Source organism: Streptomyces prunicolor (assembly GCF_045162825.1).
Classification (GTDB): domain Bacteria; phylum Actinomycetota; class Actinomycetes; order Streptomycetales; family Streptomycetaceae; genus Streptomyces; species Streptomyces prunicolor.
In genome coordinates this window covers 1,716,486-1,742,037 of record NZ_CP108676.1, presented here as the reverse complement: position 1 = coordinate 1,742,037, position 25,552 = coordinate 1,716,486, and the positions used below count along the sequence as shown (strand labels likewise).

Below are 25,552 nucleotides of genomic sequence, written 5' to 3'. Positions count from 1 at the left end.
AGTCGGCTGAACTGCGGCTGTTTCAGCCCGCGTTGGCCGATGCGCCCGACGCGCCCGCCGCCACGATGGCCTGGAGGATCACCGACTGGATCTGGGCCGGGTTGGTCACCTCATGGCCCGAACCGCCGGTCGCCTCGGCGATCTGCCGGGCCTCCTCCTTGTCGGCCTGCGGACCCACCCCGATCATGATGAGCGGCACCGGCCGCTCAGGGCTGGCGAGTTGCCGCAACTGCTTGATGAGCGTGGAGCGGGAGATGCTGCCCGGGTCCTGGTTGACGCCGTCGGTCAGGATGACCAGCGCGTTGAACTTCCCCTTCGCGTAGGACGACGTGGCCGCCTTGTACGCGGCGAGCGTGGTGTCGTAGAGCCCGGTCGCGCCGTTCGGCACCGGCTTCAGCGAGCCGAACGCCGCCGACAGGGCGTCCCGTTGGGTGCCGTCGCCCTTCTGGTCGCCGAGCCGCTCGGTCGGCACCAGGACGCGGTAGTCCTTGTCGCCGTCGAGCTTCGTCGAGAACTCCCACAGCCCGATCTCGTCCTCGGGCGTGAACGTGGCCAGCGCCTGGAGCAGCGAGGCCTTCGTGACGTCCATGCGCGACTGCCCGGTCCCCGGCACCGACTCCGCCATCGAGGCGGACGCGTCCACGACCGTGGTGATCCGCGCGCTCTGCACCGTGATCGTCCAAGTACCCAGGGCCTCTTGGAGCGCCGCGTCGGAGGCGGGATCGGGCGCGGCCACGGCGTACGGCTGCGGACTGACGCCACCTGCCTTCGCGACCACGGCCTTCGGCGCGGCATCGTCATCCGTCCGGAAGCCGTACTTCTCCATGAGCTTCTGTTGCGCGGGCCGGCTCAGATACGTATTGAACCGGATCGCGGCCCGGCTCTGGTCCGTGGTCAGCCGCTCCTGGTCGACCAGGTTGTACGGGTAGTCGAGCCGAGGGGAGCCGTCCTTCGGGTAGAAGAGATCCAGGCTCCCGTCGCTGTCCGCCGACGCGTTGTACGCGAACGCCGACTGCTCGCTGAGGACCAGCGCCTGGTTGCGCTTCGGATTGCCCTGCTCGGTGCCGGACGAGTTGCGCGGCAGGGTGTCCAGGACCTGACTGTCGGTGTCCGAGGTCCGCTGCGACAACGTCTTCATCATCGCCGCGGCCTGCGTCGCCCCGCCCTTGACCTTCGCGGCGGCCGTACTCAACTGCGTGAGCGCCAGCAGCCCCGTCGCGCTGCGCGCCGGGTCCGCCGCGCCCAGCCGCAGTGAGTCGTCCGTGAGGGTGGCACCGGCCAGGTCCAGCCAGCTGTACGTCTTCTTCGGCCACCCGAGCGACTTCGCGGCGGCCGGGACCATCGCCACCCCGACCGGTGTCGAGGCGACGTTGCCCGCGGGAGTCACCTCCGTCGCGTCGGCGTCGGCGGCCGACGTGACCTCGTTCACCCACAGCTCCGAATCGGGCACCCACACCTGTACGTCCGGGTGCTTGCCCGCCTTGAGGGTGTCCGCGAACTTGTACGACTCCTGGGCGGTCACCGAGATGTTCAGACACTGCCCGTCGGACGTGATGCCCTCGTCGCGCGCCTGTCCGGCGGCTGCGCGCAGGGCGGGAGCCATGTCGGGGGAGGCGGCGAGTTTCAGCCGTACCGCGTCCTTCTTGCAGGAGGAACCGAAGGAGAGCAACCCGCTCTGCACCGCCACGGCGGTACCGCCCGCGACGGTCAGGACGAGGACCGTGGCGATGGCCACCGTACGGCGGCGCGCGCGAGGGCGGGGGTCGCTGCCGCCCGCCCCGTACTGATCGGGCAAGCTGTGACGTCCCATGACGGTGGTGCCCCTCCCTGTTGAACCACGTGCCGGTGTGCGGCCGTATGGCAGACATGGGGAGGTACGACCCCGAATCGCGTCCGTCCCCCCAACGGCCTGTCGCGCACGATCTTCGTAAGTTCTTTCGAGACCCTAGCGGGGCGAAGATGGGCATGAGGCGGGATTTCCGAACTGAAGGCAGGTGTGCAGGTGGAGGCAGGGCAGGTGGCCGAAACTTTTCCGCTGGAGCGGCCCACGCGGCGGATTCTCCGGTCCGAGGCGCTGCTCGTTCTGGGGCTTTCGCTCGGTGCGAGTGGTGTGTCAGCCCTGATCAGTTTTGTCGGATCGGTCACGAAACCGGGGGGTCTCAAGGACCAGGCGGCCACCCTCAACGCCTCGGCCGCGCCGGGCCGTCCCTGGCTGGATCTCGCCTGGCAGCTGTTCGGTATCGCCTCGGCGCTCGTCCCCGTCGCGCTCGTCGCGCACTTCCTCCTGAGGGAGGGTGAGAGCCTGCGGACGATCGGCTTCGACCGCACCCGGCCCTGGCCCGACCTGGGCCGAGGGGCGGCGATCGCGGCGGTCATCGGCAGCACCGGCATCGCCTTCTACCTGTCCGCCCGCGGCCTCGGCTTCAACCTCACGGTGGTGCCGGAGGCGCTGCCCGACGTGTGGTGGAAGTACCCGGTCCTGATCCTCTCCGCGATGCAGAACGCGATCCTCGAAGAGGTCATCGTCGTCGGCTATCTGCTGCGCAGGCTCGGCCAGTTGGGCTGGACGCCGGGCACCGCGCTCGTGGCCAGTTCCGTACTGCGCGGTAGCTACCACCTCTACCAGGGCATCGGCGGCTTCGTCGGCAACATGGTGATGGGCGTGGTGTTCGTGTACCTGTACCGGCGTTGGGGTCGCGTAGGTCCCCTGGTGGTGGCGCATTCCCTGCTCGACATCGGGGCGTTCGTCGGCTACGCGCTGCTGGCGGGGAAGGTGGGCTGGTTGCCGACGGCGTAAGTCGCAGGCAGGGCAGGCGTCTTGAGGTTCAGGCGAGTAGCTCGCCGTCGATGACCGTGACCGCGTGACCGGTCAACAGGGTCCGGTCGCCCCGGAGTTCGGTACGGACGAGACCGGAGCGGGCGGAGGCCTGCAACCCGGTGAGGACGGTGCTCCCGAGACGCCCGGACCAGTAGGGAGCCAGCGCCGTGTGTGCGCTCCCGGTGACCGGGTCCTCGTCGATCCCGACGTTGGGGAAGAAGCAGCGGGAGACGAAGTCGTAGCCCCGGGTGGGGTCTTCGGCCCGGGCGGTGGCGATGATGCCGCGCTCGGAGCGGACGGCGAGGGCCTTGAGGTCCGGGGCGAGTCCTACGACGGTCTTCTCGTCGGCGAGTTCGACGACGAGGTCGTTGATGTTCGGGCCGGTGTCGAACGCGGTCAGCGGTTCGGCGCCCAGGGCCTCGGCGACACCGTCGGGGAGCTCGACGGCGGTGAGCGGGGCGGTCGGGAAGTCCAGGGTGATCGACCCGTCGTCACCCGGCGTGGCGACGAGCACGCCACTCCGCGTTGCGAACCGCACGGTCCCTTCGTGGGCGCCGGTGGTGTGCAGCACATGGGCCGTGGCGAGGGTCGCGTGCCCGCACATCGCGACCTCGGTCGTCGGCGTGAACCATCGCAACGCCCAGTCGGCGGCCCCGCCTTCGGGCAGCCGCTGCGCGAACGCCGTCTCGGCGTGATTCACCTCCATCGCGATCTGCTGAAGCCGGTCGTCGGCCGGGAAGGCGTCGAGGAGCAGCACGCCGGCCGGGTTGCCGGCGAAGGGACGGTCGGTGAAGGCGTCGACGATTCGAATCCGCATGCCTTGACGCTAGGGGCTGAGTGGAGCCGCAGACCAAGGCCAATTCGGGGGCAGTGGACTGATTCGGTGGTTCAGTGGCGGGGGCGTTCCGGTTTCCGGGCAAGGAAGACGGCGTGGGTCCGCTTCGCACCCTCGACCGGCTCCAGCACCAGGCGCGCGGTGAGCGAGAGCCCGGCCCGGGTGAGCAACTCGGCGATCCGGTCCGGCGGGAGCAGATGGGACTCGTAGGAGACGAGGTGGCCGCCGTACCCATGTGTCGGGCGCAGGAGTTGCTCGTCTCCGACGTGGCCGGCCAGCATCAGATGGCCGCCGGGGGCGAGTGTGCGGTGGAACTTCCCGAAGACGACGGGCAGTTGGTCGGGCGGTGTGTGGTGCGTGGAGTAGTAGGCGAGGATGCCGCCGAGTTCCTCGTCCCCGATCGGCGGTGCGGTCATCGAGCCCACGGTGAAGGTCAGGTCCGGGTGGGCGCGGCGGGCCAGTTCGATCATCCTCGGGGAGAGGTCGACGCCGAAGACGGGCACCCCCAACTCCGCGAGATACGCGGTGACTTTGCCCGGCCCGCACCCCAGGTCCGCCACCGGCCCGAGGTCCGCCGCCCGCACGGTCTCGGCGAACGCGGCCAGCATCGCGCGGGAAAGCGGGTCCAACTCCGCCGGGTCCTTGACGAGTTGGGCGTAGTCGGCGGCGACGGTGTCGTACGACTTCCGGATCGCGGCGAGGTAGGAGGGCTCGGTCACGCGGGCGACTTTAGAGCAGGGTGTCCGCGCTCGCAGGTCACCGCGTCGAGGGGGACGGGACGCCGGCGGTCATGTCGAGCAGGAGCACGGCGTCGTGGTCGGGGGTGCCGGGTTCCGCGGTGTAGACGCCGATGCGCTGGCCGGGGGTGCCTTCGATGTGCAGGGACTGCGAGGTGAGGGTGAGGGTGCCGACCTGGGGGTGGTGGAACGTCTTCTGCACGGGCTTGCGTCCGGTCACCTCGTAGCGCTCCCACAGCCCGGCGAAGTCGGGGCTTTTCAGCAGCAGTTCGCCGACGAGGTTGGTGAGGTCCGGTGCGTCCGGGGCGGTGCCGGCGATGGCGCGCAGGCGGGCGACGCAGCCGGTGATCTGCCGGTCCCAGTTGTCGGCGAACAGGTCACGGGCCGCGGGGTGCAGGAAGAGATAGCGGGCGAGGTTGCGGTGCTTGGCCGGCCATTCCGCCAGGCCCGCGTACAGGGCCAGACCGCCGGGGTTCCAGGCCAGCACGTCCATGCTGCGGCTGATGACCAACGCCGGGTTCGGGCGCAGGGATGCGAGCAGCAGCTTGAGGTGGGGGCGCACGGTGCGGCTGGGCGCGGGTGGCGGTTCGGGGGCGTAGCGGGCGGCGCGGGCGGCGAGCTCGCGCAGGTGCTGGTGCTCCTGGTCGTCCATGTGCAGGGCGCGGGCCAGCGCGTCGAGGACGGCGGGGCTGGGGCGGGTCTCCTTGCCGCGTTCGAGCCGTACGTAGTAGTCGATGCTGATGCCGGAGAGGGTGGCCAGCTCCTCGCGGCGCAGGCCGGGGGTGCGGCGGATGCCGGCGCCGACGGTGAGGCCGACGTGTGCGGGGCTGGTCTGGGTGCGGCGGGCGCGCAGATAGCGGCCCAGCTCGGCGCCCTCGCTGTGCGCGCTCTCGGATGCCATGACTCCAGTCTCACCCGCACCCGCTCCGGTGAGCAGGTGGGAGGGGGGTCCTGTCATTACCCCCGAAGATCCCGCCCTGCCACGGGGGCCCCGTCCGGGCGAAGCTGAAGGGGCAAGACACCGACGTCCCGGATCCCGCCGGGGCCCGGCAGGCACGACCTGCGGGGCAGTGCGGGAGCGAAGGCACCGGGCGGCGCCACGACGCGGAGAGGACGACATGCGTTACATCAAACTGCGTGACCTGGAGGTTTCCCGGATCGGCCTGGGCGCGATGGGAATGTCCCACGCCTACTCCGGCTCCGGCACCGACGACGCCGAGTCGATCAGGACCGTGCACCGCGCGCTGGAGCTGGGCGTCACGCTCATCGACACCGCCGAGATCTACGGCCCGTACACCAACGAGGAGTTGATCGGTCGGGCGCTGAAGGGGCGCCGGGACCAGGTGGTGCTGGCCACCAAGTTCGGCATGGTCTCCCACGGCGGAGCAGGCACCTGGAACGTGGACTCCAGCCCGGCGAACATCCGTACCGCCGTCGAAGGCTCCCTGAAGCGGCTGGGCACCGACCACATCGACCTGTACTACCAGCACCGGGTCGACCCGAACACGCCGATCGAGGAGACCGCCGGAGCGGTCGGCGAGCTGATCGCCGAGGGCAAGGTGCGCGCCTTCGGTCTCTCGGAGGCCGGCCCGGACACGATCCGGCGTGCGCACGCCGTCCAGCCGGTCACCGCGGTGCAGTCCGAGTACTCCCTGTGGACCCGCGGCCTAGAGGAGCGCGTCCTGCCCGTGCTGCGGGAGCTGCACATCGGCCTGGTGCCGTTCTCCCCGCTCGGCCGCGGCTTCCTCACGGGCACGGTGCGTTCCCTCGACCAGCTCGACAAGGACGACTTCCGGCGCGACAACCCGCGCTTCACGGGCGAGAACTTCCGGCGCAACCTGGCGCTCGCCGACGAGGTCAAGGCCCTGGCCGACGAGGTCGGCGCCACGCCCGCGCAGGTCGCCCTGGCCTGGCTGCTCGCCCAGGGCGACGACATCGCCCCGATCCCCGGCACCAAGCGCGTCACCCGGGTCGAGGAGAACACCGCCGCCGACGCCGTCACCCTGACCGCCGACCAGCTCGACCGGCTCAGCAGCCTGCCGCCCGCCGCCGGTGACACCCACACCGAGGCCCAGGCCCGCCTGCTCGAACGCTGACCTTCCGCACCCCCCCGCATCCCCCCGTTTGGAGCAGTGCCTCTCATGCGTGCAGCCGTGATGTACGGAGCCGGAGACGTCCGTGTCGAGGACCGGCCCGACCCGAAGATCGTGAAGCCCGCCGACGCCGTGGTCCGTGTCGTCGCCGCCTGCGTGTGCGGCAGCGACCTGTGGCCCTACCAGGCGATGCCCGCCACCGACACCGGTCGCCCCATGGGACACGAGTTCCTCGGCGTCGTGGAGGAGACCGGCGCCGAAGTGACCGGGCTGAAGACGGGCGACCTCGTCCTCGCACCGTTCACCTACAGCGACAACACCTGCGACTACTGCGCCAAGGGCCTGCACATCTCGTGCCGCAACGGCGGACGCTACGGATTCGACGGCGTGGACGGCGGGCAGGGCGAGGCCGTCCGCGTCCCGTACGCGGACGGCACGCTGGTGAAGCTGCCGGTGGCCGCCGACTCCGCGCTGCTGCCCTCGCTGCTGTCGCTGTCGGACGTGATGACCACCGGCCACCATGGCGCCGTCACCGCGGGCGTCGGCCGCGGCGACACGGTGCTGGTCGTCGGTGACGGCGCGGTCGGCCTGTGCGCGGTGATCGCCGCGAAGCGGCTCGGGGCCGAACGGATCGTGCTCGCCGGCCGCCACGAAGCCCGTACGGACCTGGGCCGCGACTTCGGCGCCACCGACGTGGTCGCCGAGCGCGGTGAAGAAGGCCTGGCCCACATCCGCGAGTTGACCGGCGGCGTGGAGAAGGTCATCGAGGCCGTCGGTACCCGCCAGGCACTCGACACCGCCCTCGGTGCGGTCCTGGACGGGGGCACCATCAGCCGGCTGGGCGCCCCCCAGTACGAACTGGGGCCGCTCGGCCGGGCCGAGTTCATGCGCAACATCACTCTGACCGGCGGCGCGAGCCCCGCACGCGCCTATATCGAGCAACTGCTGCCGGAGGTCCTCGACGGCACGATCACCCCCGGCCGCGTCTTCGACCGGACCGTCGCCCTGGACCGGACACCGGACGCGTACCGGGCCATGGCCGACCGCCAGGTCCTCAAGGCCCTCATCGCCCCCTGACCTCGCGTCCCCGCAGGGGCATCGCGGCGTACGGCAGGGCACTGGCGACAGGGGGTTGCCATCCGAACGCTCCCGATATATCGTTGACGCATCGCGACAGATCAACGATGGAATGGAGTGATTGCGATGCGTTCCCACGGATTCGAGCGTGGACATGGACAGGAAGGCCCCTTCCGGCGCGGCCGGGGTGGCCCTGAGGGGCGGCGTGGGGCTTTCGGGCCCTTCGGTCCCGGTGGGCCGGGTGGCCCTGGTGGGCCCGGCGGCCCCGGGTTCGGACCGGGCTTCGGTCCCGGGCCCTGGGGTGGACGAGGGCGCGGCGGCCCGAGGGGCGGCAGGGCGCGGCGCGGTGACGTACGCGCGTCGATCCTGGCCCTCCTCAAGGACCGGTCGATGCACGGCTACGAGATGATCCAGGAGATCGCCGAGCGCAGCGGCGGCGCGTGGAAGCCGAGCCCCGGCTCGGTCTACCCCACCCTGCAGTTGCTGGAGGACGAGGGCCTGATCGTCAGTGAGTCGGAGGGCGGCAAGAAGCTCTTCGCGCTCACCGAGGCCGGCCGTACCGCGGCCGAAGAGGGCCCGGACGCACCCTGGGAAGAGGCTTCCCGCGGTGTCGACTGGGAGGCCCTCACCGAGATCCGCCAGGCGGGCTTCGGTCTGATGGAGGCCTTCGGCCAGGTCTGGAAGACCGGCAGCAAGGAGCAGCGCGAGAAGGCGCTGACCGTCATCAACGACGCCCGCAAGAAGCTGTACCTGATTCTGGCCGACGAGGACTGATGTCCTCGGCGCGGTCGGAAGAGACAGCGGGCCAAGGCGCCCCACGGGACTTCCGTGGGGCGCCTTCCCTGTGCGCGTTCCCGTTCCTGCGCTGCCCCGTCGCCTTCCTCAGGCCACCAGCCCGGCCAGTTTGCGCAGCGACTCGTTCAGGGCGGCCGTACCCGAGTCCTTCAGTTTGCCCGCCATCAACGACACCGCCGCACCCGTGAACTCGCCGTCGATCCGGACCGTCGTGGCGTCGCCGTCGGGCGTGAGCGTGTAGCGGGTGGCGACGTTCACGGCCATCGGGCCCTTGCCGCGGATGGCCAGCACGCGGGCCGGCTCCAACTCCTCGATGGTCCACTCGACTTCGGCCGGGAAGCCCATCAGCTTCATGTTCTCCTGGAAGGTCCCGCCCACCGCGAGGACCTCCGGACCGCCCTTGGGGAAGTTGGTGTGCGTCGCGTTCCACTCGCCGTACGCGGACCAGTCCGTGAGTTGTGCCCACACCTTCTCGGCCGGAGCCTCGATGCGTGCCTCCGCGCTGATTTCGGCCATGCGACCACCTCTTCGTATCGGGCTACGGTGTCGCGGAACGTAGCCCCGGGGCGCGCAACATTCAATACTGATGAACCGTCAGAAATTGTGTGCCCGCGCTGACTTGCCAGGTTCGGCTCGCCCGTCGTGGTTCAGCTCACCCTTCGTATCACCGCCGCGTCGAACAGGTCCCACGCGCGCGGGTGGGCGCTTTCGTCGTGGCAGTGCCACGCGTCCCAGAACAGGTCGGCGAGCAGTGCGTCCTCCGGGGCGTACACCCGGTACACGTACTGCCTGCCGTCGACCGCCGGCAGAGCCACCAGCCAGCACCTGCTCTCCACGTTCGCAAAAGACGTACGCCGGGTGCAGCGCGGTTGCGCACGGGGCGCGCGGCGGGCAGGTGTGCGCCTCTCGAGGTCAAGGGGTGTGATCTCATCCGTAAGGAGGAGATTCCGTCGGCCCGGGTCCACTCTGTGTGGGACGCCGAAATGCAACCCTCCGGGGATGCCCTCGATGCGGGGGACTGATGGGGTAAGAGTGTGCAACCCCGTATCCCCAGGCAGTCGACCCGCGAGCAGGGAATCCACCGCGCGGACAGCGATGCCAGGCTCAGTGCAGAGCTGGCAGCGGTGGTCGCCGGTGCGCGCCGCCGGGCCCTGCGGGACGGGGACCGCCAGATCGACACGGCCCACCTGCTGCACAGCCTCCTGGAGTCGGACCCCGAGGCGCGCGCCGTCTTCGGCGACGGCCCGCAGATCGCCCGACTCCTCGGCTACCTCGTCCAGCGCAGCATCGGCTACGGCCTCCGCTGGCAGGGCGCGGTCGAGGACTCCGGCGCGATCCCCGTGATCCCGGCTACGGAAGGCTGGTCGCCCCTGGCCGCCGGTGCCCTGGAGTACGCCTGCGAGCGCGCCGAACTCCGCGGCGACGGCCTGGCGTGCGGCATCGACCTTCTCGCCGCGATCGTCGCGGACCCCGAGTCCCGTGCGGTCGAGGTTCTCCACCGCGCGGGCATCGAGTTCCCCGACGTGCTGATCTGGATCGAGGGCCGCTCAGGGGAGTACGTCAGGGGTGCCGAGACGGGCTGCTGAGGGTCCACGCTCTGAGACAGGTGTCAACAGGGGTGACGGTCCTGTCATCCCCTGTCATCATGTGCCCGTGCATACGTCTGAGAGCAGTGCGGCCGGAGGGGGCAGTGGCAAGGGTGTCGGGCTGGGCCTGGCGCTCGGGTCCGCGTTGGCCTTCGGGGGATCCGGGGTCGCGGCGAAGCCGTTGATCGAGGCGGGGCTCGACCCGCTGCACGTGGTGTGGCTGCGGGTGGCCGGCGCGGCCCTCGTGATGCTGCCCCTCGCCGTACGGCACCGCGCGCTCGTACGCAGTCGCCCCGCGCTGCTCCTCGGGTTCGGGCTGCTCGCCGTGGCCGGTGTCCAGGCCTGCTACTTCGCCGCGATCTCCCGCATACCCGTCGGGGTCGCCCTGCTCGTGGAGTACCTCGCACCCGCCCTCGTGCTCGGCTGGGTGCGGTTCGTGCAGCGGCGGCCGGTCACCCGGGCCGCCGCGCTCGGTGTGGTCCTCGCGGCCGGCGGGCTCGCCTGTGTCGTCGAGGTGTGGGCGGGCCTGAGCTTCGACGCCGTGGGACTGCTGCTCGCGCTCGCCGCCGCCTGCTGCCAGGTCGGCTACTTCGTCCTGTCCGACCAGGGCAGCGACGCCGGCGAAGCGTCCCCCGACCCGCTCGGCGTGATCGCGTACGGCCTGCTCGTCGGCGCCCTCGTCCTCACCGCCGTGGCCCGCCCCTGGACCATGGACTGGTCGATCCTCGCGGGCGACGCCCACATGAACGGCACCCCGGTCCCGGCCGCCCTCCTGCTCGCCTGGATCGTCCTGATCGCCACGGTCCTGGCGTACGTCACCGGAGTCGTCTCCGTCCGCCGCCTCTCCCCGCAGGTCGCGGGCGTCGTGGCCTGCCTCGAAGCGGTCATCGCGACCGTCCTGGCCTGGGTCCTCCTCGGCGAACACCTTTCCGCACCGCAGATCGCCGGGGGAGCGGTGGTCCTGCTCGGCGCCTTCATCGCCCAGTCCTCCGCACCCACGAAGGGCTCCGGCGAACCGGTGGCCGCCGGCGGCCCGGAACGCGAGCCGGCGGCCCGGGAGACGAGCGCCTGAGCGTCGCACGACGGGTCGTCCCACCGTCCCACCGACCGTGATCCCGCCGGCCACCACCTGCCGTCCCGGCGCCCGCTGCCTACCGCCCCGGCCCACCGCCCCGGCCCACCGCCCGCGGGCCCGCCGCCTACCGTCCGGGCTCCGACGGCCCGCCGCCCACCCGCCGTCCCGGCGCTCATTGCGATCGGCCCGCGACTCACCGCCTATGGCCACCGGGCCCGCAGTCCGCCACGACCGCTCGCGGGCCCACTGCCCACGGCCTGCCGTTCCGGCGCCCGCCGCCTACCGCCCGCCGCGAACCGTCCCGGCTCCCACGGCCTGCCGCTCGCACGCCGTCCTGGCGCTCATCGCGATGGGCGTGCGGCTCACGGCTTACCGCCCGAGGGCCCGCATCCGCCGCGATCGCCCCGCGGGCCCGCCGCCACCGGCCCGCCGTCCCCCTCCGTCAGCTCGGCCCGCGACGCGCCTGCCGCAGTTCGCGATCTACGGCCCAGGCGTCGGCGACCGGGCCGAGGTGGCCGAGCTTGTCGGGGTTGATCACCGCGCGGATGGTCTGGATCCGACCGTCGAGCACGTCGAGGGCCAGAGCGTGGAGCACCTTCCCGTCGCGGTCCCGGAAGAGCGCGCCGGGCTGGCCGTTGACCTCGTGCGGTTCGCAGGACACGTCGATGCGGATCAGCCAGGGGAAGACCGTGCCCAGCACCCGGGCCACGTTCTCCGCCCCGGCGATGGCCTTGGCCAGTTGCGGAGCCTTACCGCCACCGTCACCGACGAACTGCACGTCGGCGGCGAGGAGTTCACGCAGTCCGCCCACGTCGCCGTCCTTCAACGCGTCGAAGAACCGCGTCGCCAGCTCCTCCCGTTCCCGCCGGTCCGCGGTGAACCGGGGCCGCCCGTCCGCCATGTGCCGCCGTGCCCGTACCAGCAACTGCCGGCACGCCGACTCCGAACGCCCCACGGTCGTGGCAATCTCCTCGAAGCCGAAGGCGAACACCTCTCGCAGCACGAACACCGTCCGCTCCAGCGGGCTGAGTTGCTCCAGCAGCAGAAGGGCCGCCATCGACACCGAGTCGGCCAACTCCACGGACCGCGCCGGATCCTGGTACGGGTCGCTCAGCAGCGGCTCGGGGAACCATGGTCCGACGTACTCCTCCCGCCGTACCCGAGCGGAACGCAGCACATCAATCGCGATCCGCGTCACCGTGGCCGACAGGAAGGCCTTCGTCGACGTGGGCCGGGTGGCCGTGCCGTCGAACCGCAGCCAGGTCTCCTGGACCGCGTCCTCGGCCTCGGCCACACTGCCCAGAATCCGATAGGCGATCGAGAACAACAGTGGCCGCAGCTCCTCGAACTCCTCGACCTTGCTCACGCCGATTCCCCTTCCCCCGCCGGTATTTGTTTCGTTCAGCCGAACATCCCGGGCTCATAGTCGCCCGCGCACGGCTGCCTCGTGATGATGTTCAGCCGGTTCACCGAGTTCATGAAGGAGACCAGGATGACCAGCGTGGTGAGCTGCTCGTCGTCGTAGTGCTTGGCGGCCTGCGCCCACACCTCGTCGCTCACCCCGCCGGCCGCGTCCGCGACCCGGGTCCCCTCCTCGGCCAGCTCCAGCGCGGCCCGCTCCGGCTCGGTGAAGACCGTGGCTTCGCGCCAGGCCGCGACCAGGTTCAGCCGCACCGAGGTCTCGCCCGCCGCGCCGGCCTCCTTGGTGTGCATGTCGATGCAGATGGCGCAGCCGTTGATCTGGCTCACGCGCAGCGCCACCAGCTCCTGCGTCAGGGCCGGCAACGCCGACCCCTTGAGCGTCCTGCCCACCGCCATGAACTGCTTGGCGGCCTTGCCGGCGATCGGGCTGGAGAGGTAGTTCAGTCGTGCGTCCATGATGTGCCCTCCTGGGCTGTGGTCGTCAGTGGCTACACCCCCGAGACGAGACAGCCCGGCCCCCTGTGACATCGGCGAAAGTGACCTGCGTCTCCCACCCACCGGCCCGTAGATTGACCGCCATGCACGCGAACGCGCTCGTCCTTCCGCCGCCCGCCGCCTGAGGCGGGCCCCCGGAATCCACGCCCGGCACCGCCGGGCCGCACGGTGCTGCCCGCAGACGAAGTCCATGAACCCCTCCGACCGGGGTTCCTCGTCGCACTTCTGCACCTCTGCGGAGACCACTCGTGTCGAACACCGCTGTCGGCCTGCCCGTCGGGCGAGGCCTGCTCTACCTGATCATCGCCGGTGTCGCCTGGGGCACCGCGGGCGCGGCTGCCGCCCTCGTCTACCGGGCCAGTGACCTCGGCCCCCTCGCCCTGTCCTTCTGGCGCTGCGCGGCCGGGTTCGTCGTGCTGCTCGCCGTCCACCACGTTCGACGGTCGCGGGCCAGCTCCACCGCCGTATCCGAACCCCTCCGCCGCAAGGTGCTGCGGACGGCGACGACCGGCGTCGGACTGGCCGTCTTCCAGACGGCCTACTTCGCGGCCGTGGCGGCCACCGGACTCGCCGTGGCGACGGTCGTCGCGCTCGGTGCCGGACCCGTCCTCGTCGCGCTCGGCGCCCGGCCGGTCCTGGGCGAGCGGCTCGGCGCCGGCGGCGCGGTCGCGGTGGGCGGCGCGCTCACCGCGCTCGCCGTGCTGTCCCTGGGCCCGGCCGCGACCGTACGTCCGTCGGGCGTCCTGCTCGCGCTCGTGTCGGCGGCGGGCGGCTCGGCCATGACCCTGTTGACCCGACGCTGGGGCCGCGACGGCACAACCGACGCGTCCGCAAAGGCAGTTGGGACGTTCGCGGTCACCAGCCTGTGTCTGCTGCCGTTCGCCCTGGCCGAGGGGCTGGTACCGCACACCGTCCAGCCGGGCCGGATCCTGTGGCTCCTCGGGTACATCGCGACGGTCCCCACAGCCCTCGCCTATGCGCTCTACTTCGCGGCGGCGGCCGTCGTACGGTCCGCCACCGTCTCCGTGATCATGCTCCTCGAACCGGTGAGCGCGGCCGTCCTCGCCGTCGCCCTGCTCGGCGAACGGCTCACCCTCACCACTCTGGCCGGCACCCTGGTGATGCTCGCCTCGGTCGCGGGCCTCGCGGTGACGGAGGCGAGCACGGCGGCGACCGACGAACAAGCCCTTGTGTGAATCGACGAACAAGCCCTTGAGCAAAGGGAGTTCCGCTCCTCATCCCTCGCGCCGCCGCCGTACCAGATGCTCCCGAGCCACCCCGTCCCGAGGACCGCCCCGCTCCACGAGCCGCTCCGCGATACGGTCCTGGATCTCGGTCGACCGCTTGCCCGCGTACTTGAACTTCGCCCGTACGCCGGTCACTTCGAGCCGTACCACCCGGATACCGGACAACAGCCGTCCGTACGGCGCCTCGCCCGCGGCGACCGTCGAGGAGCCGCCCTCGGGCTGGAAGTGGCCGATCTGGCGGTTGAGCAGGGTCGCCTTCTCGGCGGGGTCGTCCACCAGGTGGGCGGTGCACCGGAGTTGGACCGCCGCGTAGAAGCTGGTCGGTACGCCGTGCTCGGCCGGGCCGTCCGGTTCCGCCTGCCAGGGGCCGGGGACGTAGACGTAGTCGTCGACGACGCTCAGGACCACCTGCGGGGCCGCCTCCAACGCGGGCAACAGGGGGTTGGGGCGGGCGAGATGGGTGATCGCCTCGCCGCGCCCGGGGTCGTAGGCGAAGTGGAGGGCCTGGACGAACGGGGGTTCGCCGGACGGGCCGTTGACCGCCAGTTGGCCGAAGTCGTGGGCGGTGAGCCAGTGTTGCCACTCGGTGTCGTCCTGGGGTGCGTCCCAAGGGTGGATGAGCATTACAACGCGGCCAAGTAGGAGGGGAGTTCGGTACCTGGGGCCAGGTCGTCGTTCGGGAGCGGGGCTCCGTAGGCGGGCCGGAGGGGGACCACGCCGGCCCAGTGCGGTAGGTCCAGGTCCTCGGGGTCGTCGTTCGCGCCGCCGGTGCGGAGCTTGGCGGAGACCTGGTCGAGGTCGAGGCGGATCACCATGGTGGCGGCGAGTTCCTTCTTGTTGGCGGGCCGCGAGTCCGCCGACCGGCCGGGTACGACGTGGTCGACCAGTGCGTCCAGCGCCGTCCGCTTTTCCTCCGGGTCCGTCACCTGGTGGGCGATGCCGTGCACCACCACGGAGCGGTAGTTGATCGAGTGGTGGAACGCGGAACGGGCCAGCACCAGGCCGTCGACGTGCGTGACCGTCAGGCACACCGGCAGCCCAGGGTCGGCCTGCCCGGTCATCCGCAGCGGGCGCGCACCCGTCGAACCGTGCACGTACAGCCGCTCGCCGACCCGCCCGTACAGCGTCGGCAGCACGACCGGCGCGCCGTCGCGCACGAAGCCGAGGTGGCAGACGTAGGCCGCGTCGAGTATCGCGTGGACGAGGTCCTTGTCGTACGACGCCCGGTCCGCGGAGCGGGTGGGGACGGTCCGGTCGGTCGGCGTGTAGGCGGCGGGCGGTGACGTCGGCTGCGCGGTGGTCCCCTGCATGGTGCTCTCCCATGGTCTGCTTGCGGTCCGGGGTGGTCCGGAGTGTGGTGGTGCCGGGTTGTCATTCATATTGCACTAGTGCATAGTGTGCTTTGTGCTAGGAGGATATCGGATCGAGGGGCGACGTGCAGCAGACATTGCGGCGGACGTCGAGCGCGCGGTGGGTTCGGGGGAGCTGGAGCCTGGTCAACTGCTCCCGCCCATGCGGGAGTTGGCGGTCGAGCTGGGGGTGAACCCGAACACGGTCGCTGCCGCGTACCGCACGCTGCGGGAGCGCGGGGTCATCGAGACCGCCGGGCGCCGGGGCAGCCGGGTGCGGCCCAAGCCGGCCACGACCGGGCGTGAACACATCCGGGTGGACGTGCCGGCGGGGGTGCGCGACGTCTCCCACGGCAACCCGGATCCGGCACAACTGCCCTCCCTGGCAAGGGCGTTCACCTTCGCCGCCGAACAGTCCGACCGCGAACCGGTCATGTACGGCGACGCCCCGGTCGAACCGGAGCTGGCGCGCATCGCCCGGGCCGAACTGGACGCGGACGGGGTGCCCGCCGGTCCGGTGGCCGTCACCTCCGGCTCGCTGGACGCCATCGAGCGGGTCCTGGCCGCGCATCTGAAGCCGGGGGACACCGTCGCCGTGGAAGACCCGGGGTGGGGCAGCCTGCTCGACCTCGTACCGGCGCTCGGGCTGCGTGTGACCCCCGTCGGTGTCGACGATGAGGGGCCGCTCCCCGACGACGTGCGCGCCGCACTGGAGTCCGGCGCGCGGGCGTTGATCGTCACCGACCGCGCGCAGAACCCCACCGGAGCCGTGGTGAGCGCCCCGCGCGCGCGTGCCTTGCGTTCCGTGCTCCGCCGCCACCCGGAGACCCTGCTGATCGAGGACGACCACGGCCACGGCATCGTCGACCAGCCCCTGCACCCCCTGGCCGGAACCACCCACACCTGGGCCTTCGTCCGCTCGGTCGCCAAGGCCTACGGCCCCGATCTACGGCTCGCCGTGCTCACCGGCGACGCCGTCACCCTCGACCGCGTCCGTGGCCGCCAACGACTGGGTCCGGGCTGGGTCAGCCGCATCACCCAGCGGGCCGTGGCCCGGCTGTGGGCCGACGGCGCAGTCGACGCACCGGCGGTGGCGGCCGCGTACGGCGCCCGCCGGGACGCGCTGATCGCCGCGCTCGCCGAACGCGGGGTCGCGGCCCACGGCACCAGTGGCCTGAACGTGTGGATCCCGGTACCGGAGGAGACCGGCGCGGTCGCCCGTCTCCTCCACGCCGGTTGGGCCGTGGCCCCCGGCGCCCGCTTCCGCCTGAGCGCACCGCCCGGCATCCGCGTCACCGTCTCGACGCTGACCGCCGACGAGGTCGGACCGCTGGCGGAGGCGATCGCATCGGCCAGCGGCCCGGCACCGGTTCGCGGTTACGTATGACACCGGTTCCCGGGCGCCTACGGCCCTACGGCCCGACGGCTAACGGTTCTCTCTCGGCCGCACCTGCGTAAGTCCCGCCCCCGCCAGCACGATCACCGCCCCGACCGGAGTCGACCAGGTCAGCGACTCGCCCAGGATCGCGACGCCCGCCGCCGTGGCGATGACCGGGATGAAGTACGTGACCATCTGGGCGGTCGTGGGGCCGACTTCGGCGACCAGGCCGTACTGGACGAGGAAGGCGAGGCCCGTGCCCAGGGTGCCCAGTGCGGCGATCGCCAGCAGGGGGAGGAGCGGGAAGTGGGTCGGCACGGACGTGAACAGCGAGGTAATCGCGGCCAGTTGGAGGGTGGCCAGGAGTAACTGGGCGCCCGTCAGCGAGAGATGCGACGCGCCGGTGCCCGCCAGTGTGCGGCGGACGTAGATCCAGCCGATCGGATAGCTGAGCGAGGCCAGCAGGGCCATCGCCGTGCCTCTGGCGTCCAGGCCGCTGAAGCCCTGCCAGGCGCCCAGGACGGTGAGGACGCCCAGGAAGCCGAGGCCCAGACCGGCCACGCGGACGCGGGTCGGGCGGTCCTCGGAGAGGGCGACCAGGGACAGCGCCATGCCCCACAGCGGCGAGGTCGCGTTGCAGATGCCCGCGAGCGTGGACGGGATCGTCAGCTCGGAATAGGCGAAGAGGGAGAACGGCAGGGCATTGAGCAAGAACGCGCCGACCGTGAGGTGGGCCCAGACGCGCGCGCCGCGCGGCAGCCGCTCCCGCTTCACCGCCATCGCCGCCGCTAGCACCACCGTCCCGAACAGCAGCCGCCCGAAGGTGACTTGGAAGGGTGCGTAGCCATGGGTGCCCACCTTGATGAGCAGGAAGCTGAAGCCCCAGACGAGGGAGAGCGCCCCGAACCGCAGCCGCCAGTCGAGGGTGCGGCGGGGGAGGGGCGTGGTGGTGTCCCGGGCCTGCTTCCGGGCGGCGGCGGTGGTCGCGGCGCTGGTCATGGGTACCAAGATCCTGGCCCTTACCTCGTAGCACAAGCGAGATTCCGCGCCAGCTATCTCGTAGTATCGCTTACATGTTGAACCTGGAGCGCCTGCGCACCCTGGACGCCCTCGCCCGGCACGGCTCGGTCAGCGGTGCCGCCGAGGGGCTGCATGTGACGACCTCGGCCGTGTCGCAGCAGATGGCCAAGCTGGAGCGGGAGGTCGGGCAGCAGCTCCTCGCGAAGAACGGGCGGGGGGTACGGCTCACCGACGCCGGCCGGCTGCTCGCGGAGCACGCGGGGCGCATCCTGTCCCAGGTGGAGCTGGCCCAGGCCGACCTGGAGGCCCAACGCGGGCAGGTGGTCGGCGAGTTGAGGATCTCCGCGTTCCCGACCGCCGCCCGCGGCCTGTTCCCCACCGCGCTCGCCGCCCTGCGCGCCCAGCATCCCGCGCTGCGCGTCCGCTCCACGGAACAGGAGCCGGAGCGCGGCATCGCGGGCGTCGTGCGCGGCTTTCTCGATCTCGCGGTCGTCCTCGACTGGTACAACAAGCCGATGCCGCTGCCGGACGGCCTGGTGAAGGCGCCGATCCTGGACGACCCGGCCGACGTGGCGCTGCCGGCCGGCCATCCGCTGGCCGGGCGCGCCGAGGTGGACCTCGGCGAGTTCGCCGAGGACGAGTGGATCACCTGGGCCGAGGGCGAGTTCTGCCACGAGTGGCTGATGTTCACCCTGCGCTCCCGCGGCATCGAACCGATCATCGGTCACCGCGCCGCCGAGACACACACCCAACTGGGCCTGGTCGCCGCCGGGTTGGGCGTGTGCGTCGTCCCCCTGCTGGGCCGCAACCCGATGCCCGCCGGAGTCGTCACCGTCCCCCTGAAGCAGCGGGTGCGCCGCCATGTCTATGTCGTCTGGCGTGCCGACGCCGACCGCCGCCCGTCCATCCGCGCGGCGGTCGAGGCGCTGCGGGCGGCGGCCGAGACCGTCGGCTGAGCGCCCGCCCGGGAGCAACTCGCCTACAGCGCCGCCAACTTGCGGAAGTCCCAGGAGGCCAGCGTGTCCGGCGTCAGCCGTATCCACGCGTGCCGGCCGTCGTACGGCATCGCGTCCAGGCCGAAGTTCTTCTGCGCGAACAGCTTCTCCACGGCGACTAGTTCGGGATGCGGCTCGCCCGTGCGCGGGGCCTCGCCGACGAACTCGACGGTCCCGGACAGCTCGACGCCCCGCAACTCGTCGTAGGCGTGCCCGCCGTCGATCACCACCGCGACGCGCGGGTCGCGGCGCAGGTCCGCCCAGCGTTTGCTGCGCGTGATCGAGTACAGCCAGAGCGAGGTGCCGTCCCAGACGAACCAGAGCGGGCTGACGTGCGGGGCCCCGTCCGCGGAGGCGGTCGCGACGCGGCAGGTGCGCTCGGTGGCGAGGAACTCGTCCAGTTCCTCGGGTGTCATCATGATCTTCCGGCCTCGACGCTGAGTGGCGGTCATGCGATCCCCTTCGGCTACGGCTGGGCGAGCGGCGGGCAGCCGCTTCTGACGCTGCGTCAGAAGCGGGGCCGGAGAAGCGTCGGCCGTCTTCCCTCCGCACGCGATGCTCGTTACTGTCGCCCGCCCCGGCCGTCGACGACAAGGGAGAGCCATGCCGTCGCACGCACAACTCAGTGAGATCCTCGACACGGTGAGCACTGCGCTGCTGACCGTCGAATGTCAACAGGGGGTGGTCGGCCCGGACAGCGCACTGCCCGAACTCGCCCTCGCCGCACGCCAGTCTGGCGCGCTCGCCAACGTGGCCCGCCTGGTCGCCGCCGCGCACGAGGGCGGGGTGCAGGTGATCCATGCCGTCGCCGAGCGCCGGCCCGACGGCCGGGGCGCGAACCGCAACGCCCGGCTGTTCCGCGCCGCCGAACGCCTCCCCGTGCAACAGCTGTCGGGCACCACGGCGGTACGCGTGGCACCCCCGATCGAGGTCGCCGACGAGGACTTCGTCGTACGACGGCTGCACGGTCTGTCGCCGATCCAGGGCACCGAAGTCGACGCGCTGTTACGCAACTTGGGCTGCCGCACGCTGATCGTCACCGGCGTCTCGGCCAACGTGGCCATACCCAACGCGGTGTTCGACGCCGTCAACCGCGGCTACACCGTCGTCGTCCCCAGGGACGCCATCGCGGGGGTGCCCGCTGACTACACCCCCGCGATGATCCGCAACACCCTCGCATTGGTCGCTACGGTCGCGACCACGGACGAGGTGCTGGGCTGTCTCAAACGACCGCGCCGAGGGTGATCGTCACGCCAGCGTGATGGAGTCCCCGGACACGGTGATCTGCTCGGCGGGCAGCGCCGTGGTCGCGGGACCCTTCTTCACGCTGCCGTCCGTGACGGAGAACTCGCTCTTGTGGCACGGACAGACGATGACGCCGTTGCTGATGCTGCTCACCGCACAGCCCTGGTGGGTGCACTTCGACGAGAACGCCTTGTACGTGCCCGCCGTCGGCTGGGTGACCACCACGCCCTGGCTGGCGAAGATCTTGCCGCCGCCCTCGGGGATGTCGGTGGTTTTCGCCAGTTCGGTGCCGCCCGCGTCGCCCTGGGCAGTGGTCGAGCCGGACGTGCTGCTGGAGCTGGACGTGTCCGAGGAGTCCGACGACGAGTCGTCGCTGGACGAGCACGCGGTCAGCGCGACGGCGAGTCCCGCCGCGCCGACCGCCGCCAACGCGGTGCGACGGGACGGCGCCGTAACGGGTTCGAACGATTCGCTGGTCATGCTGACGTTCCTTCCATGGGAAGCATTCGTGGGTGTGCAAAGGGGTACGAGGTGCGGGTGACCGTCGTTCAGACGGTGTCGAGAGCTTGGCCTTATCGAGATCAGGAAGACGTAAAACGTCCCTGTCGGTCAGCTGTCGGCCGTGTATAAGGCCTGATCAGGCACCTGTAACAGCCCCCAGTAACAGGCGCGGGCAACCCGCGGCGACGTCCAAGGAAGTCGTGTCGCACATCTAGCCGTACCGACTGGTCGGTACTAGCCTCCGCCGGAACGGAAGGAGCCCCCACCTCCCACCGCCCCCTTCGTCCCCGCACGTTCCAAAGGGAGTCGTATGCCCTCCGCCTCCGCACCTTCCGACACGCGAGGCCCCGGTGCCGCCGCGTTCGGCACCGGCGCTCGCGGCTCGCTCACCCGGCTGTACCGCCGCGACCTGGCGGCGTATCCGGCCACCGGGCGACGCATGTCGTACCTGGCGATCGTGGTGGTCACGACCGTCGTGCTCTACTACATGCTCTACATCCAGTACGCGGTGGCGACGTCGATCATCACCCACTTCGACATGACCTACCGCTACTTCGTGTGGGTCTCGGTCATCGGCAACGCGATCGGGGCCTTCGCCTCCCTGGTGGCCGGCCTCGCGGACCGCTGGGGACGGGCCAACCTCGTGGTCTACGGACTGCTGGTCGCCGCGCTCCTCGTCTTCTTCGGACTGCCCAACGCGGGTGACAAGACGGCCTACTTGGTGCTGTTCGCCGTCGTGAGCTTCATCGAGGGCATCGTGTTGGTCGCGACCCCGGCGCTGATCCGCGACTTCTCACCGCAGCTCGGCCGTGCCACCGCGATGGGCTACTGGACGATGGGCCCGGTCATCGGCAGCCTGGTCGTCACCTCGGTCACCAGCAGCACGCTCGACACCGCCGGCTGGCAGGACGAGCTGCGCTACTCCGGGGCGGCCGGGCTGGTCGTGTTCGTCATCACCCTGATCGCCCTGCGCGAGCTGTCGCCGGGGCTGCGCGACCAGATCATGGTCAGCCTGCGCGACCGGGCCCTGGTCGAGGCCCGCGCCAAGGGACTGGACACCGAGGCGGTACGGCGCGGTGAGTGGCGCCAGATGCTGCGCCTGGACATCCTCGGCTCCGCCTTCGCGATCGCCGTCTTCCTGCTGCTCTACTACGCAGCCGTCGGCAACTTCGTCGTCTACTTCTCGACCACCTTCGGCTACAGCGAGCAGCGCACCAACGGCCTGGCCAACTGGTACTGGGCCGCGAACGCCCTCGCGCTGATCGTGGCAGGCCTGCTTTCCGACCGGCTGCTGGTGCGCAAGCCCTTCATGATCGTCGGCGGGATCGGTGCGATTGTGGCGACCGCGATCTTCGCCTCCCTGGCGACCCACGCGACGACCGGCTACTACACCTTCGCCTGGCTGTTCGTCGCGATCGGTGTGTTCAGCGGGGTCGCCTACGCGCCGTGGATGGCGAGCTTCACCGAGACCGTGGAGAAGCGGAACCCGGCCGCGACCGCCGCAGGGCTCGCGGTCTGGGGCTGGACGGTACGCATAGTGGTCGCCGTGTCGGCCGCGTTCATCCCGGTGCTCGTCACCTCCGTCACCCCGCTCGTCGAGCACGGCGCCGAGGTGGCGGCCGCGACGAAACAGGCCGCCCCGGCACTCGCCATCGTCGACGCGCACCCCCAACTCTTCGCCGAACTGGGCAAGTACACGCCGACCACGACGCCCCCCGCCCTGGCCGCCCAAGCGGTCAAGGAGGTCGGCGCCGCCGACCTCGCCGTCGTACAGAAGGCACAGCCGCAGCTCAAGGTGCTCAAGGAGCACGGGCCGGAGGTGCAGAAGGCCGTGAAGAACGGTCCCGGGGAGTGGCGCACCTGGTGGTGGATCTGTGTGGGCGGCCAAGTCCTCTTCCTGCCCTTCGTGTTCGTGATGGCCGGCCGCTGGAGCCCGAAGAAGGCCCGCGAGGACGCCAGGGTCCACCAGGACGCCGTGGACCGGGAGTTGGCCGCGCTTGCCACCAGCGAGGCCTGATCGGCGCGTCAACTGTCGCCGGGGCACCACTTGTTGGGCCACGGGAGGCTCCGGTGACGGGAGCGCGGAAGGGCTTGCCCTCACCGCTCTCCCGTCACCGGGTACCGGCAGACCTCAGCCGCCGCTCACACCTGCGGCCTACGTCCCTTCTCCTGCTGGGGGAAGGACTGGTCGGCGCCGGGCAGGGTCGGGGCCGGCAATGTCGCCACCTCCTCCTTCGCCTTCTCCAACTGCTCCGCCGTGTCCTGCGGCAGCCTCGGTGGGCGCGGACGGGCGTCGCGGAAGCGGAACGCGGAGGTGAGGTCGCCGAAGGTGTCCCGGCGCCAGTCGCTGATGTTCGGCTCCTCCACCCCCGTCCACCGCTCCAGGAACTGGAGGACCGAGGTGTGGTCGAAGGTCTCCGTGGCCACCCAACCACCCACGGTCCAGGGCGAGATGAGAATCGCCGGGACCCGGAACCCGGCACCGACCGGCAGGCCGCCGACGTACTCGTTCGCTGTACCCGCGGGCGCGGTCGGTGGCACGACGTGGTCGAACAGGCCGTCGTTCTCGTCGTAGTTGAGGATGAAGGCCGTCTTCTTCCACAGCCTCGGGTTCGAGGCCACGGCCTCGATCTTCGACGCGACCCACTCCGCGCCGGCCGCCGGGAGATAGTCCGGGTGCTCGGAGGTCAGGCTCGTCGGGATGATCCAGGACACCGCCGGGAGACGGTCGTTGCGGGCGTCGTCCTCGAACGTGCCCGCGGGCATGGGGCGTACGGCACGCTCGTACAGGTCCGAGCCCGGCTTGGAGTCCGCGAACGCCTGGAACTGCACCAGGACGTTGCAGCCGAACGCGTCGTCCTCCTCGTGGTACGACTTCCAGCTGATCCCGGCCGCCTGAAGCCGCTCCGCATACGTCGTCCAGCGGAACGGCGTCGGCGGCACCACGTTGCTGGTGACGGGGCCGCCCTGGGTGCCGCCCGGGTCGATGGTGCCCGTCATCCACATCATCCGGTTCGGCCAGGTCGGGCCGAGCACCGAGCAGTGGTAGGCATCGCAGACGGTGAAGGCGTCGGCGAGAGCGAACTGGAACGGAATGTCCCGCCGGTCGTAATAGCCCATCACATAGGGGCCGTCGGTGCCGTCGGCGGCGCGGTGGGCCGGCAGCCAGTTGTCCATCTTGCCGTTGTTCCAGGCGGAGTGCTGCACGTCCCAGGCGTGGCTGGTGGACGGGATGGCCTGCGCGCTGGAGGTGTGGGTGTCGAGGTGGAAGGGGAGCAGATACCCCTTCGGGTTCACCGCGTCCGGCTGGTAGAACACGGACCTGCCGGAGTCGAGCCTGAGCGCGTCCGGGTCGGCGAAGCCGCGCACACCGGACAGCGTGCCGAAGTAGTGGTCGAACGACCGGTTCTCCTGCATCAGCAGGACGACATGCTCGATGTCGTCGAGCGAACCCTTCACCGGTCCGGCCGCGACAGCCTGCTGGATGCTCGGCGGGAGGACGGAGAACGCCGCGGCGCCGCCCAGCGCGCCCGCGGCCGATCCCAGGAGTCTACGGCGCGTTAACTCGGCCATGATTGCCCCTTCTTGAGGATGCGTCAGTTCGCGGCGGGAAATTTTCCGTGCCATCGCTGTGGGTCACGCCCGAGCAGCGGGCCGTGACGGTCCCGGTGGCAGACCCTGTCCGCGCGATCATCTTCCTTGGCCGACAGGCGAGTTGGGAGAGGACCTGTGGTGAACAAGTGCTCAAAGCTCGGGCAGGGGTTGGCCAAGCCGTGACCGGTGTTGCACGGCCGTTGTTCCGCCGTTGCCTGAGCTTGGCGCGAGGTCCGGACGTCAATACGGGGCGACCTCCCCGTAAGCGGAGGCTCAACTACCTCTTTGCGGACATAAACAGGGGCCACGGCGCGCGAGCGTGCCACCGACCGCACGTGCCGCCGCCCTCCTGTCCAGCGCCGATCACGCAGCGCGACGATTTATTACGCGCGGCTGACTCTCCGAAATCCCCCATGCCACCGCAAAGAAAAACTCACGTTCAGTACATTGGCGAGCTCTTTGCAATGCATAAGCAATCGTCGGACATATTTAAGTTAGTCAAGCTTCACTTGGACGTGACCGATCCGTACGGTGTTGAAGCGTTGCGGAACGTGTTGTGCTCCGAGGAGAAGTAATGACGTATCGTCGTGCAATCCTGCTCTGCGCCGGCCGGGGTACCCGAGCCAGGGGCATAACCGAAGGGCAGCCGAAGTGTCTGATCCGGATCGACGGAGAGACACTGATATCCCGGGTGCTGAACCAACTCGGTCTGAACGGCGTCACTGATGTTCATGTCATAGTCGGCCACGAAGCCGAACAGATCGCCCAAGAAGTCGGCGCCCGTGCGACTCTGCATTACTATCCGGACTTCGAAAGCACCAATAACCTCTGGACACTCGCTACCCACGCCCAGCTGCTGCGTGGCCACGACTGTGCCGTGCTCTTCGGTGACGTCGTCGTGTCCGATCAGGCCATGGCGGATCTGTGGGACGGGCTGGCCGGAATCCATCTGCTGGTCGACCTCTCCACGAGACTGACCGGCACCATGCGGGTGCGTCGCGCGTACGACGGAAGCGTGGACATGGGAAACTACATCGCTCCGGCCGACGCGGACGGGAACTACGTGGGATTCCTGAGCGCGACCAGTGCAGCGGCCGACCTGCTCGCCGATGCCGTCGTCGCGGAAATGACCGCCGGCCGTGGCACGGACGCCTACTTCACCTCGGTCATGACCGAGGTCAGCAAGGCCGTCCCGGTCTCTTTCGTCGATGCCAAGACCGACGAATGGGCCGAGATCGACGACGAGGACGACTATCTGCTCGCGAAGGAACGCTTCGAGTAGCTCATAGA

Annotated in this window: 26 protein-coding genes; 12 read left to right on the top strand and 14 right to left on the bottom strand. The window is 70.6% G+C overall.

The window, feature by feature from the left end; all coding sequences use genetic code 11:
- Nucleotides 1–22 precede the first annotated feature (22 nt).
- Nucleotides 23–1,810 (bottom strand): substrate-binding and VWA domain-containing protein, encoded by a 1,788-nt coding sequence (locus OG588_RS07785; RefSeq protein ID WP_405946655.1) that lies wholly within the window; start codon nucleotides 1,808–1,810, stop codon nucleotides 23–25.
- Between the two features lie 186 nt (nucleotides 1,811–1,996).
- Here OG588_RS07785 and OG588_RS07780 point away from each other — a divergent pair, with 186 nt between their 5' ends.
- The gene (locus tag OG588_RS07780; RefSeq protein WP_019059387.1) at nucleotides 1,997–2,797 is read left to right on the top strand and encodes a CPBP family intramembrane glutamic endopeptidase; all 801 of its coding nucleotides are present in this window, start codon (nucleotides 1,997–1,999) and stop codon (nucleotides 2,795–2,797) included.
- Between the two features lie 28 nt (nucleotides 2,798–2,825).
- Here OG588_RS07780 and OG588_RS07775 read toward each other — a convergent pair whose 3' ends face one another.
- The 3 genes from OG588_RS07775 to OG588_RS07765 form a co-directional block, all read right to left on the bottom strand.
- Nucleotides 2,826–3,635 carry a PhzF family phenazine biosynthesis protein gene (locus tag OG588_RS07775; protein ID WP_405946654.1) on the bottom strand — a complete coding sequence of 270 codons (810 nt, stop codon included), beginning with the start codon at nucleotides 3,633–3,635 and terminating at the stop codon, nucleotides 2,826–2,828.
- 71 nt (nucleotides 3,636–3,706) lie between these two features.
- The gene (locus tag OG588_RS07770) at nucleotides 3,707–4,372 is read right to left on the bottom strand and encodes a class I SAM-dependent methyltransferase (protein ID WP_405946653.1); all 666 of its coding nucleotides are present in this window, start codon (nucleotides 4,370–4,372) and stop codon (nucleotides 3,707–3,709) included.
- A gap of 37 nt (nucleotides 4,373–4,409) precedes the next feature.
- A complete protein-coding gene (locus OG588_RS07765) occupies nucleotides 4,410–5,291 on the bottom strand; it encodes a helix-turn-helix transcriptional regulator (RefSeq protein ID WP_405946652.1) in 882 nt (293 codons plus the stop codon).
- 217 nt (nucleotides 5,292–5,508) lie between these two features.
- Here OG588_RS07765 and OG588_RS07760 point away from each other — a divergent pair, with 217 nt between their 5' ends.
- From OG588_RS07760 to OG588_RS07750, 3 genes are all read left to right on the top strand, one after another.
- Nucleotides 5,509–6,486, top strand: coding sequence for an aldo/keto reductase (locus OG588_RS07760; protein WP_405946651.1), 978 nt, complete (start codon nucleotides 5,509–5,511; stop codon nucleotides 6,484–6,486).
- Between the two features lie 45 nt (nucleotides 6,487–6,531).
- On the top strand, nucleotides 6,532–7,560 hold the full coding sequence (locus tag OG588_RS07755) for an alcohol dehydrogenase catalytic domain-containing protein (RefSeq protein ID WP_405946650.1): 1,029 nt from the start codon (nucleotides 6,532–6,534) through the stop codon (nucleotides 7,558–7,560).
- Between the two features lie 126 nt (nucleotides 7,561–7,686).
- Nucleotides 7,687–8,334, top strand: coding sequence for a PadR family transcriptional regulator (locus OG588_RS07750; RefSeq protein WP_405946649.1), 648 nt, complete (start codon nucleotides 7,687–7,689; stop codon nucleotides 8,332–8,334).
- A gap of 108 nt (nucleotides 8,335–8,442) precedes the next feature.
- On the opposite strand, the gene OG588_RS07745 is transcribed toward OG588_RS07750, so the two are convergent.
- Together OG588_RS07745 and OG588_RS07740 are read right to left on the bottom strand one after the other, a co-directional pair.
- Complete coding sequence (locus tag OG588_RS07745; protein WP_393045521.1) at nucleotides 8,443–8,871, bottom strand: SRPBCC family protein; 429 nt, start codon at nucleotides 8,869–8,871, stop codon at nucleotides 8,443–8,445.
- A gap of 131 nt (nucleotides 8,872–9,002) precedes the next feature.
- Nucleotides 9,003–9,170 carry a hypothetical protein gene (locus OG588_RS07740; protein WP_106971117.1) on the bottom strand — a complete coding sequence of 56 codons (168 nt, stop codon included), beginning with the start codon at nucleotides 9,168–9,170 and terminating at the stop codon, nucleotides 9,003–9,005.
- 219 nt (nucleotides 9,171–9,389) lie between these two features.
- Here OG588_RS07740 and OG588_RS07735 point away from each other — a divergent pair, with 219 nt between their 5' ends.
- Nucleotides 9,390–9,941, top strand: a complete 552-nt coding sequence (locus tag OG588_RS07735) for a Clp protease N-terminal domain-containing protein (protein WP_405946648.1) — start codon at nucleotides 9,390–9,392, stop codon at nucleotides 9,939–9,941.
- Between the two features lie 61 nt (nucleotides 9,942–10,002).
- Nucleotides 10,003–11,013, top strand: coding sequence for an EamA family transporter (locus OG588_RS07730; RefSeq protein ID WP_405946647.1), 1,011 nt, complete (start codon nucleotides 10,003–10,005; stop codon nucleotides 11,011–11,013).
- 445 nt (nucleotides 11,014–11,458) lie between these two features.
- Here the strand turns inward: OG588_RS07730 and OG588_RS07725 are convergent, their stop codons facing one another.
- Together OG588_RS07725 and OG588_RS07720 are read right to left on the bottom strand one after the other, a co-directional pair.
- Nucleotides 11,459–12,382, bottom strand: coding sequence for an RNA polymerase sigma-70 factor (locus OG588_RS07725; protein ID WP_405946646.1), 924 nt, complete (start codon nucleotides 12,380–12,382; stop codon nucleotides 11,459–11,461).
- Nucleotides 12,383–12,417: 35 nt separating this feature from the next.
- Entirely contained in the window at nucleotides 12,418–12,894 is a 477-nt protein-coding gene (locus tag OG588_RS07720; protein WP_405946645.1) for a carboxymuconolactone decarboxylase family protein, read from the bottom strand.
- A gap of 287 nt (nucleotides 12,895–13,181) precedes the next feature.
- Here OG588_RS07720 and OG588_RS07715 point away from each other — a divergent pair, with 287 nt between their 5' ends.
- A complete protein-coding gene (locus tag OG588_RS07715; RefSeq protein ID WP_405946644.1) occupies nucleotides 13,182–14,129 on the top strand; it encodes a DMT family transporter in 948 nt (315 codons plus the stop codon).
- 39 nt (nucleotides 14,130–14,168) lie between these two features.
- On the opposite strand, the gene OG588_RS07710 is transcribed toward OG588_RS07715, so the two are convergent.
- Nucleotides 14,169–14,804: an FMN-binding negative transcriptional regulator gene (locus OG588_RS07710; RefSeq protein ID WP_405946643.1), complete on the bottom strand. Its 636-nt coding sequence runs from the start codon at nucleotides 14,802–14,804 to the stop codon at nucleotides 14,169–14,171.
- Nucleotides 14,804–15,490: a pyridoxamine 5'-phosphate oxidase family protein gene (locus OG588_RS07705; RefSeq protein ID WP_405946642.1), complete on the bottom strand. Its 687-nt coding sequence runs from the start codon at nucleotides 15,488–15,490 to the stop codon at nucleotides 14,804–14,806. The genes OG588_RS07710 and OG588_RS07705 overlap by 1 nt, the downstream gene beginning before the upstream one ends.
- Nucleotides 15,491–15,584: 94 nt before the next feature.
- Between OG588_RS07705 and OG588_RS07700 the strand changes: the two genes are divergently transcribed.
- Complete coding sequence (locus OG588_RS07700) at nucleotides 15,585–16,916, top strand: aminotransferase class I/II-fold pyridoxal phosphate-dependent enzyme (RefSeq protein WP_405946641.1); 1,332 nt, start codon at nucleotides 15,585–15,587, stop codon at nucleotides 16,914–16,916.
- A 39-nt stretch (nucleotides 16,917–16,955) separates the two neighbouring features.
- Here the strand turns inward: OG588_RS07700 and OG588_RS07695 are convergent, their stop codons facing one another.
- Nucleotides 16,956–17,906, bottom strand: a complete 951-nt coding sequence (locus OG588_RS07695) for a DMT family transporter (RefSeq protein WP_405946640.1) — start codon at nucleotides 17,904–17,906, stop codon at nucleotides 16,956–16,958.
- Nucleotides 17,907–17,980: 74 nt separating this feature from the next.
- Between OG588_RS07695 and OG588_RS07690 the strand changes: the two genes are divergently transcribed.
- The gene (locus tag OG588_RS07690) at nucleotides 17,981–18,883 is read left to right on the top strand and encodes a LysR family transcriptional regulator (RefSeq protein ID WP_405946639.1); all 903 of its coding nucleotides are present in this window, start codon (nucleotides 17,981–17,983) and stop codon (nucleotides 18,881–18,883) included.
- Between the two features lie 23 nt (nucleotides 18,884–18,906).
- Here the strand turns inward: OG588_RS07690 and OG588_RS07685 are convergent, their stop codons facing one another.
- Nucleotides 18,907–19,374, bottom strand: coding sequence for a pyridoxamine 5'-phosphate oxidase family protein (locus OG588_RS07685; RefSeq protein ID WP_026150808.1), 468 nt, complete (start codon nucleotides 19,372–19,374; stop codon nucleotides 18,907–18,909).
- 151 nt (nucleotides 19,375–19,525) lie between these two features.
- Here OG588_RS07685 and OG588_RS07680 point away from each other — a divergent pair, with 151 nt between their 5' ends.
- The gene (locus OG588_RS07680; RefSeq protein ID WP_405946638.1) at nucleotides 19,526–20,167 is read left to right on the top strand and encodes a cysteine hydrolase; all 642 of its coding nucleotides are present in this window, start codon (nucleotides 19,526–19,528) and stop codon (nucleotides 20,165–20,167) included.
- Between the two features lie 3 nt (nucleotides 20,168–20,170).
- Here the strand turns inward: OG588_RS07680 and OG588_RS07675 are convergent, their stop codons facing one another.
- Complete coding sequence (locus OG588_RS07675; protein WP_019059407.1) at nucleotides 20,171–20,647, bottom strand: Rieske (2Fe-2S) protein; 477 nt, start codon at nucleotides 20,645–20,647, stop codon at nucleotides 20,171–20,173.
- Nucleotides 20,648–20,978: 331 nt separating this feature from the next.
- Between OG588_RS07675 and OG588_RS07670 the strand changes: the two genes are divergently transcribed.
- Complete coding sequence (locus tag OG588_RS07670) at nucleotides 20,979–22,685, top strand: MFS transporter (protein WP_405946637.1); 1,707 nt, start codon at nucleotides 20,979–20,981, stop codon at nucleotides 22,683–22,685.
- Nucleotides 22,686–22,810: 125 nt separating this feature from the next.
- Here the strand turns inward: OG588_RS07670 and OG588_RS07665 are convergent, their stop codons facing one another.
- Nucleotides 22,811–24,241, bottom strand: a complete 1,431-nt coding sequence (locus tag OG588_RS07665) for an alkaline phosphatase family protein (RefSeq protein WP_405946636.1) — start codon at nucleotides 24,239–24,241, stop codon at nucleotides 22,811–22,813.
- A gap of 595 nt (nucleotides 24,242–24,836) precedes the next feature.
- Between OG588_RS07665 and OG588_RS07660 the strand changes: the two genes are divergently transcribed.
- Complete coding sequence (locus tag OG588_RS07660) at nucleotides 24,837–25,544, top strand: NTP transferase domain-containing protein (protein WP_405946635.1); 708 nt, start codon at nucleotides 24,837–24,839, stop codon at nucleotides 25,542–25,544.
- Nucleotides 25,545–25,552 lie beyond the last annotated feature (8 nt).

Excerpts from the sequence above, each read along its gene's own strand:
- OG588_RS07750 (WP_405946649.1), top strand. The coding sequence starts at position 7,687 with ATGCGTTCCCACGGATTCGAGCGTGGACATGGACAGGAAGGCCCCTTC.
- OG588_RS07765 (WP_405946652.1), bottom strand. The coding sequence starts at position 5,291 with ATGGCATCCGAGAGCGCGCACAGCGAGGGCGCCGAGCTGGGCCGCTAT.
- OG588_RS07720 (WP_405946645.1), bottom strand. The coding sequence starts at position 12,894 with ATGGACGCACGACTGAACTACCTCTCCAGCCCGATCGCCGGCAAGGCC.
- OG588_RS07675 (WP_019059407.1), bottom strand. The coding sequence starts at position 20,647 with ATGACCAGCGAATCGTTCGAACCCGTTACGGCGCCGTCCCGTCGCACC.
- OG588_RS07745 (WP_393045521.1), bottom strand. The coding sequence starts at position 8,871 with ATGGCCGAAATCAGCGCGGAGGCACGCATCGAGGCTCCGGCCGAGAAG.
- OG588_RS07705 (WP_405946642.1), bottom strand. The coding sequence starts at position 15,490 with ATGCAGGGGACCACCGCGCAGCCGACGTCACCGCCCGCCGCCTACACG.
- OG588_RS07710 (WP_405946643.1), bottom strand. The coding sequence starts at position 14,804 with ATGCTCATCCACCCTTGGGACGCACCCCAGGACGACACCGAGTGGCAA.
- OG588_RS07670 (WP_405946637.1), top strand. The coding sequence starts at position 20,979 with ATGCCCTCCGCCTCCGCACCTTCCGACACGCGAGGCCCCGGTGCCGCC.
- OG588_RS07785 (WP_405946655.1), bottom strand. The coding sequence starts at position 1,810 with ATGGGACGTCACAGCTTGCCCGATCAGTACGGGGCGGGCGGCAGCGAC.
- OG588_RS07685 (WP_026150808.1), bottom strand. The coding sequence starts at position 19,374 with ATGACCGCCACTCAGCGTCGAGGCCGGAAGATCATGATGACACCCGAG.
- OG588_RS07775 (WP_405946654.1), bottom strand. The coding sequence starts at position 3,635 with ATGCGGATTCGAATCGTCGACGCCTTCACCGACCGTCCCTTCGCCGGC.
- OG588_RS07760 (WP_405946651.1), top strand. The coding sequence starts at position 5,509 with ATGCGTTACATCAAACTGCGTGACCTGGAGGTTTCCCGGATCGGCCTG.
- OG588_RS07690 (WP_405946639.1), top strand. The coding sequence starts at position 17,981 with ATGTTGAACCTGGAGCGCCTGCGCACCCTGGACGCCCTCGCCCGGCAC.
- OG588_RS07680 (WP_405946638.1), top strand. The coding sequence starts at position 19,526 with ATGCCGTCGCACGCACAACTCAGTGAGATCCTCGACACGGTGAGCACT.
- OG588_RS07665 (WP_405946636.1), bottom strand. The coding sequence starts at position 24,241 with ATGGCCGAGTTAACGCGCCGTAGACTCCTGGGATCGGCCGCGGGCGCG.
- OG588_RS07695 (WP_405946640.1), bottom strand. The coding sequence starts at position 17,906 with ATGACCAGCGCCGCGACCACCGCCGCCGCCCGGAAGCAGGCCCGGGAC.
- OG588_RS07755 (WP_405946650.1), top strand. The coding sequence starts at position 6,532 with ATGCGTGCAGCCGTGATGTACGGAGCCGGAGACGTCCGTGTCGAGGAC.
- OG588_RS07660 (WP_405946635.1), top strand. The coding sequence starts at position 24,837 with ATGACGTATCGTCGTGCAATCCTGCTCTGCGCCGGCCGGGGTACCCGA.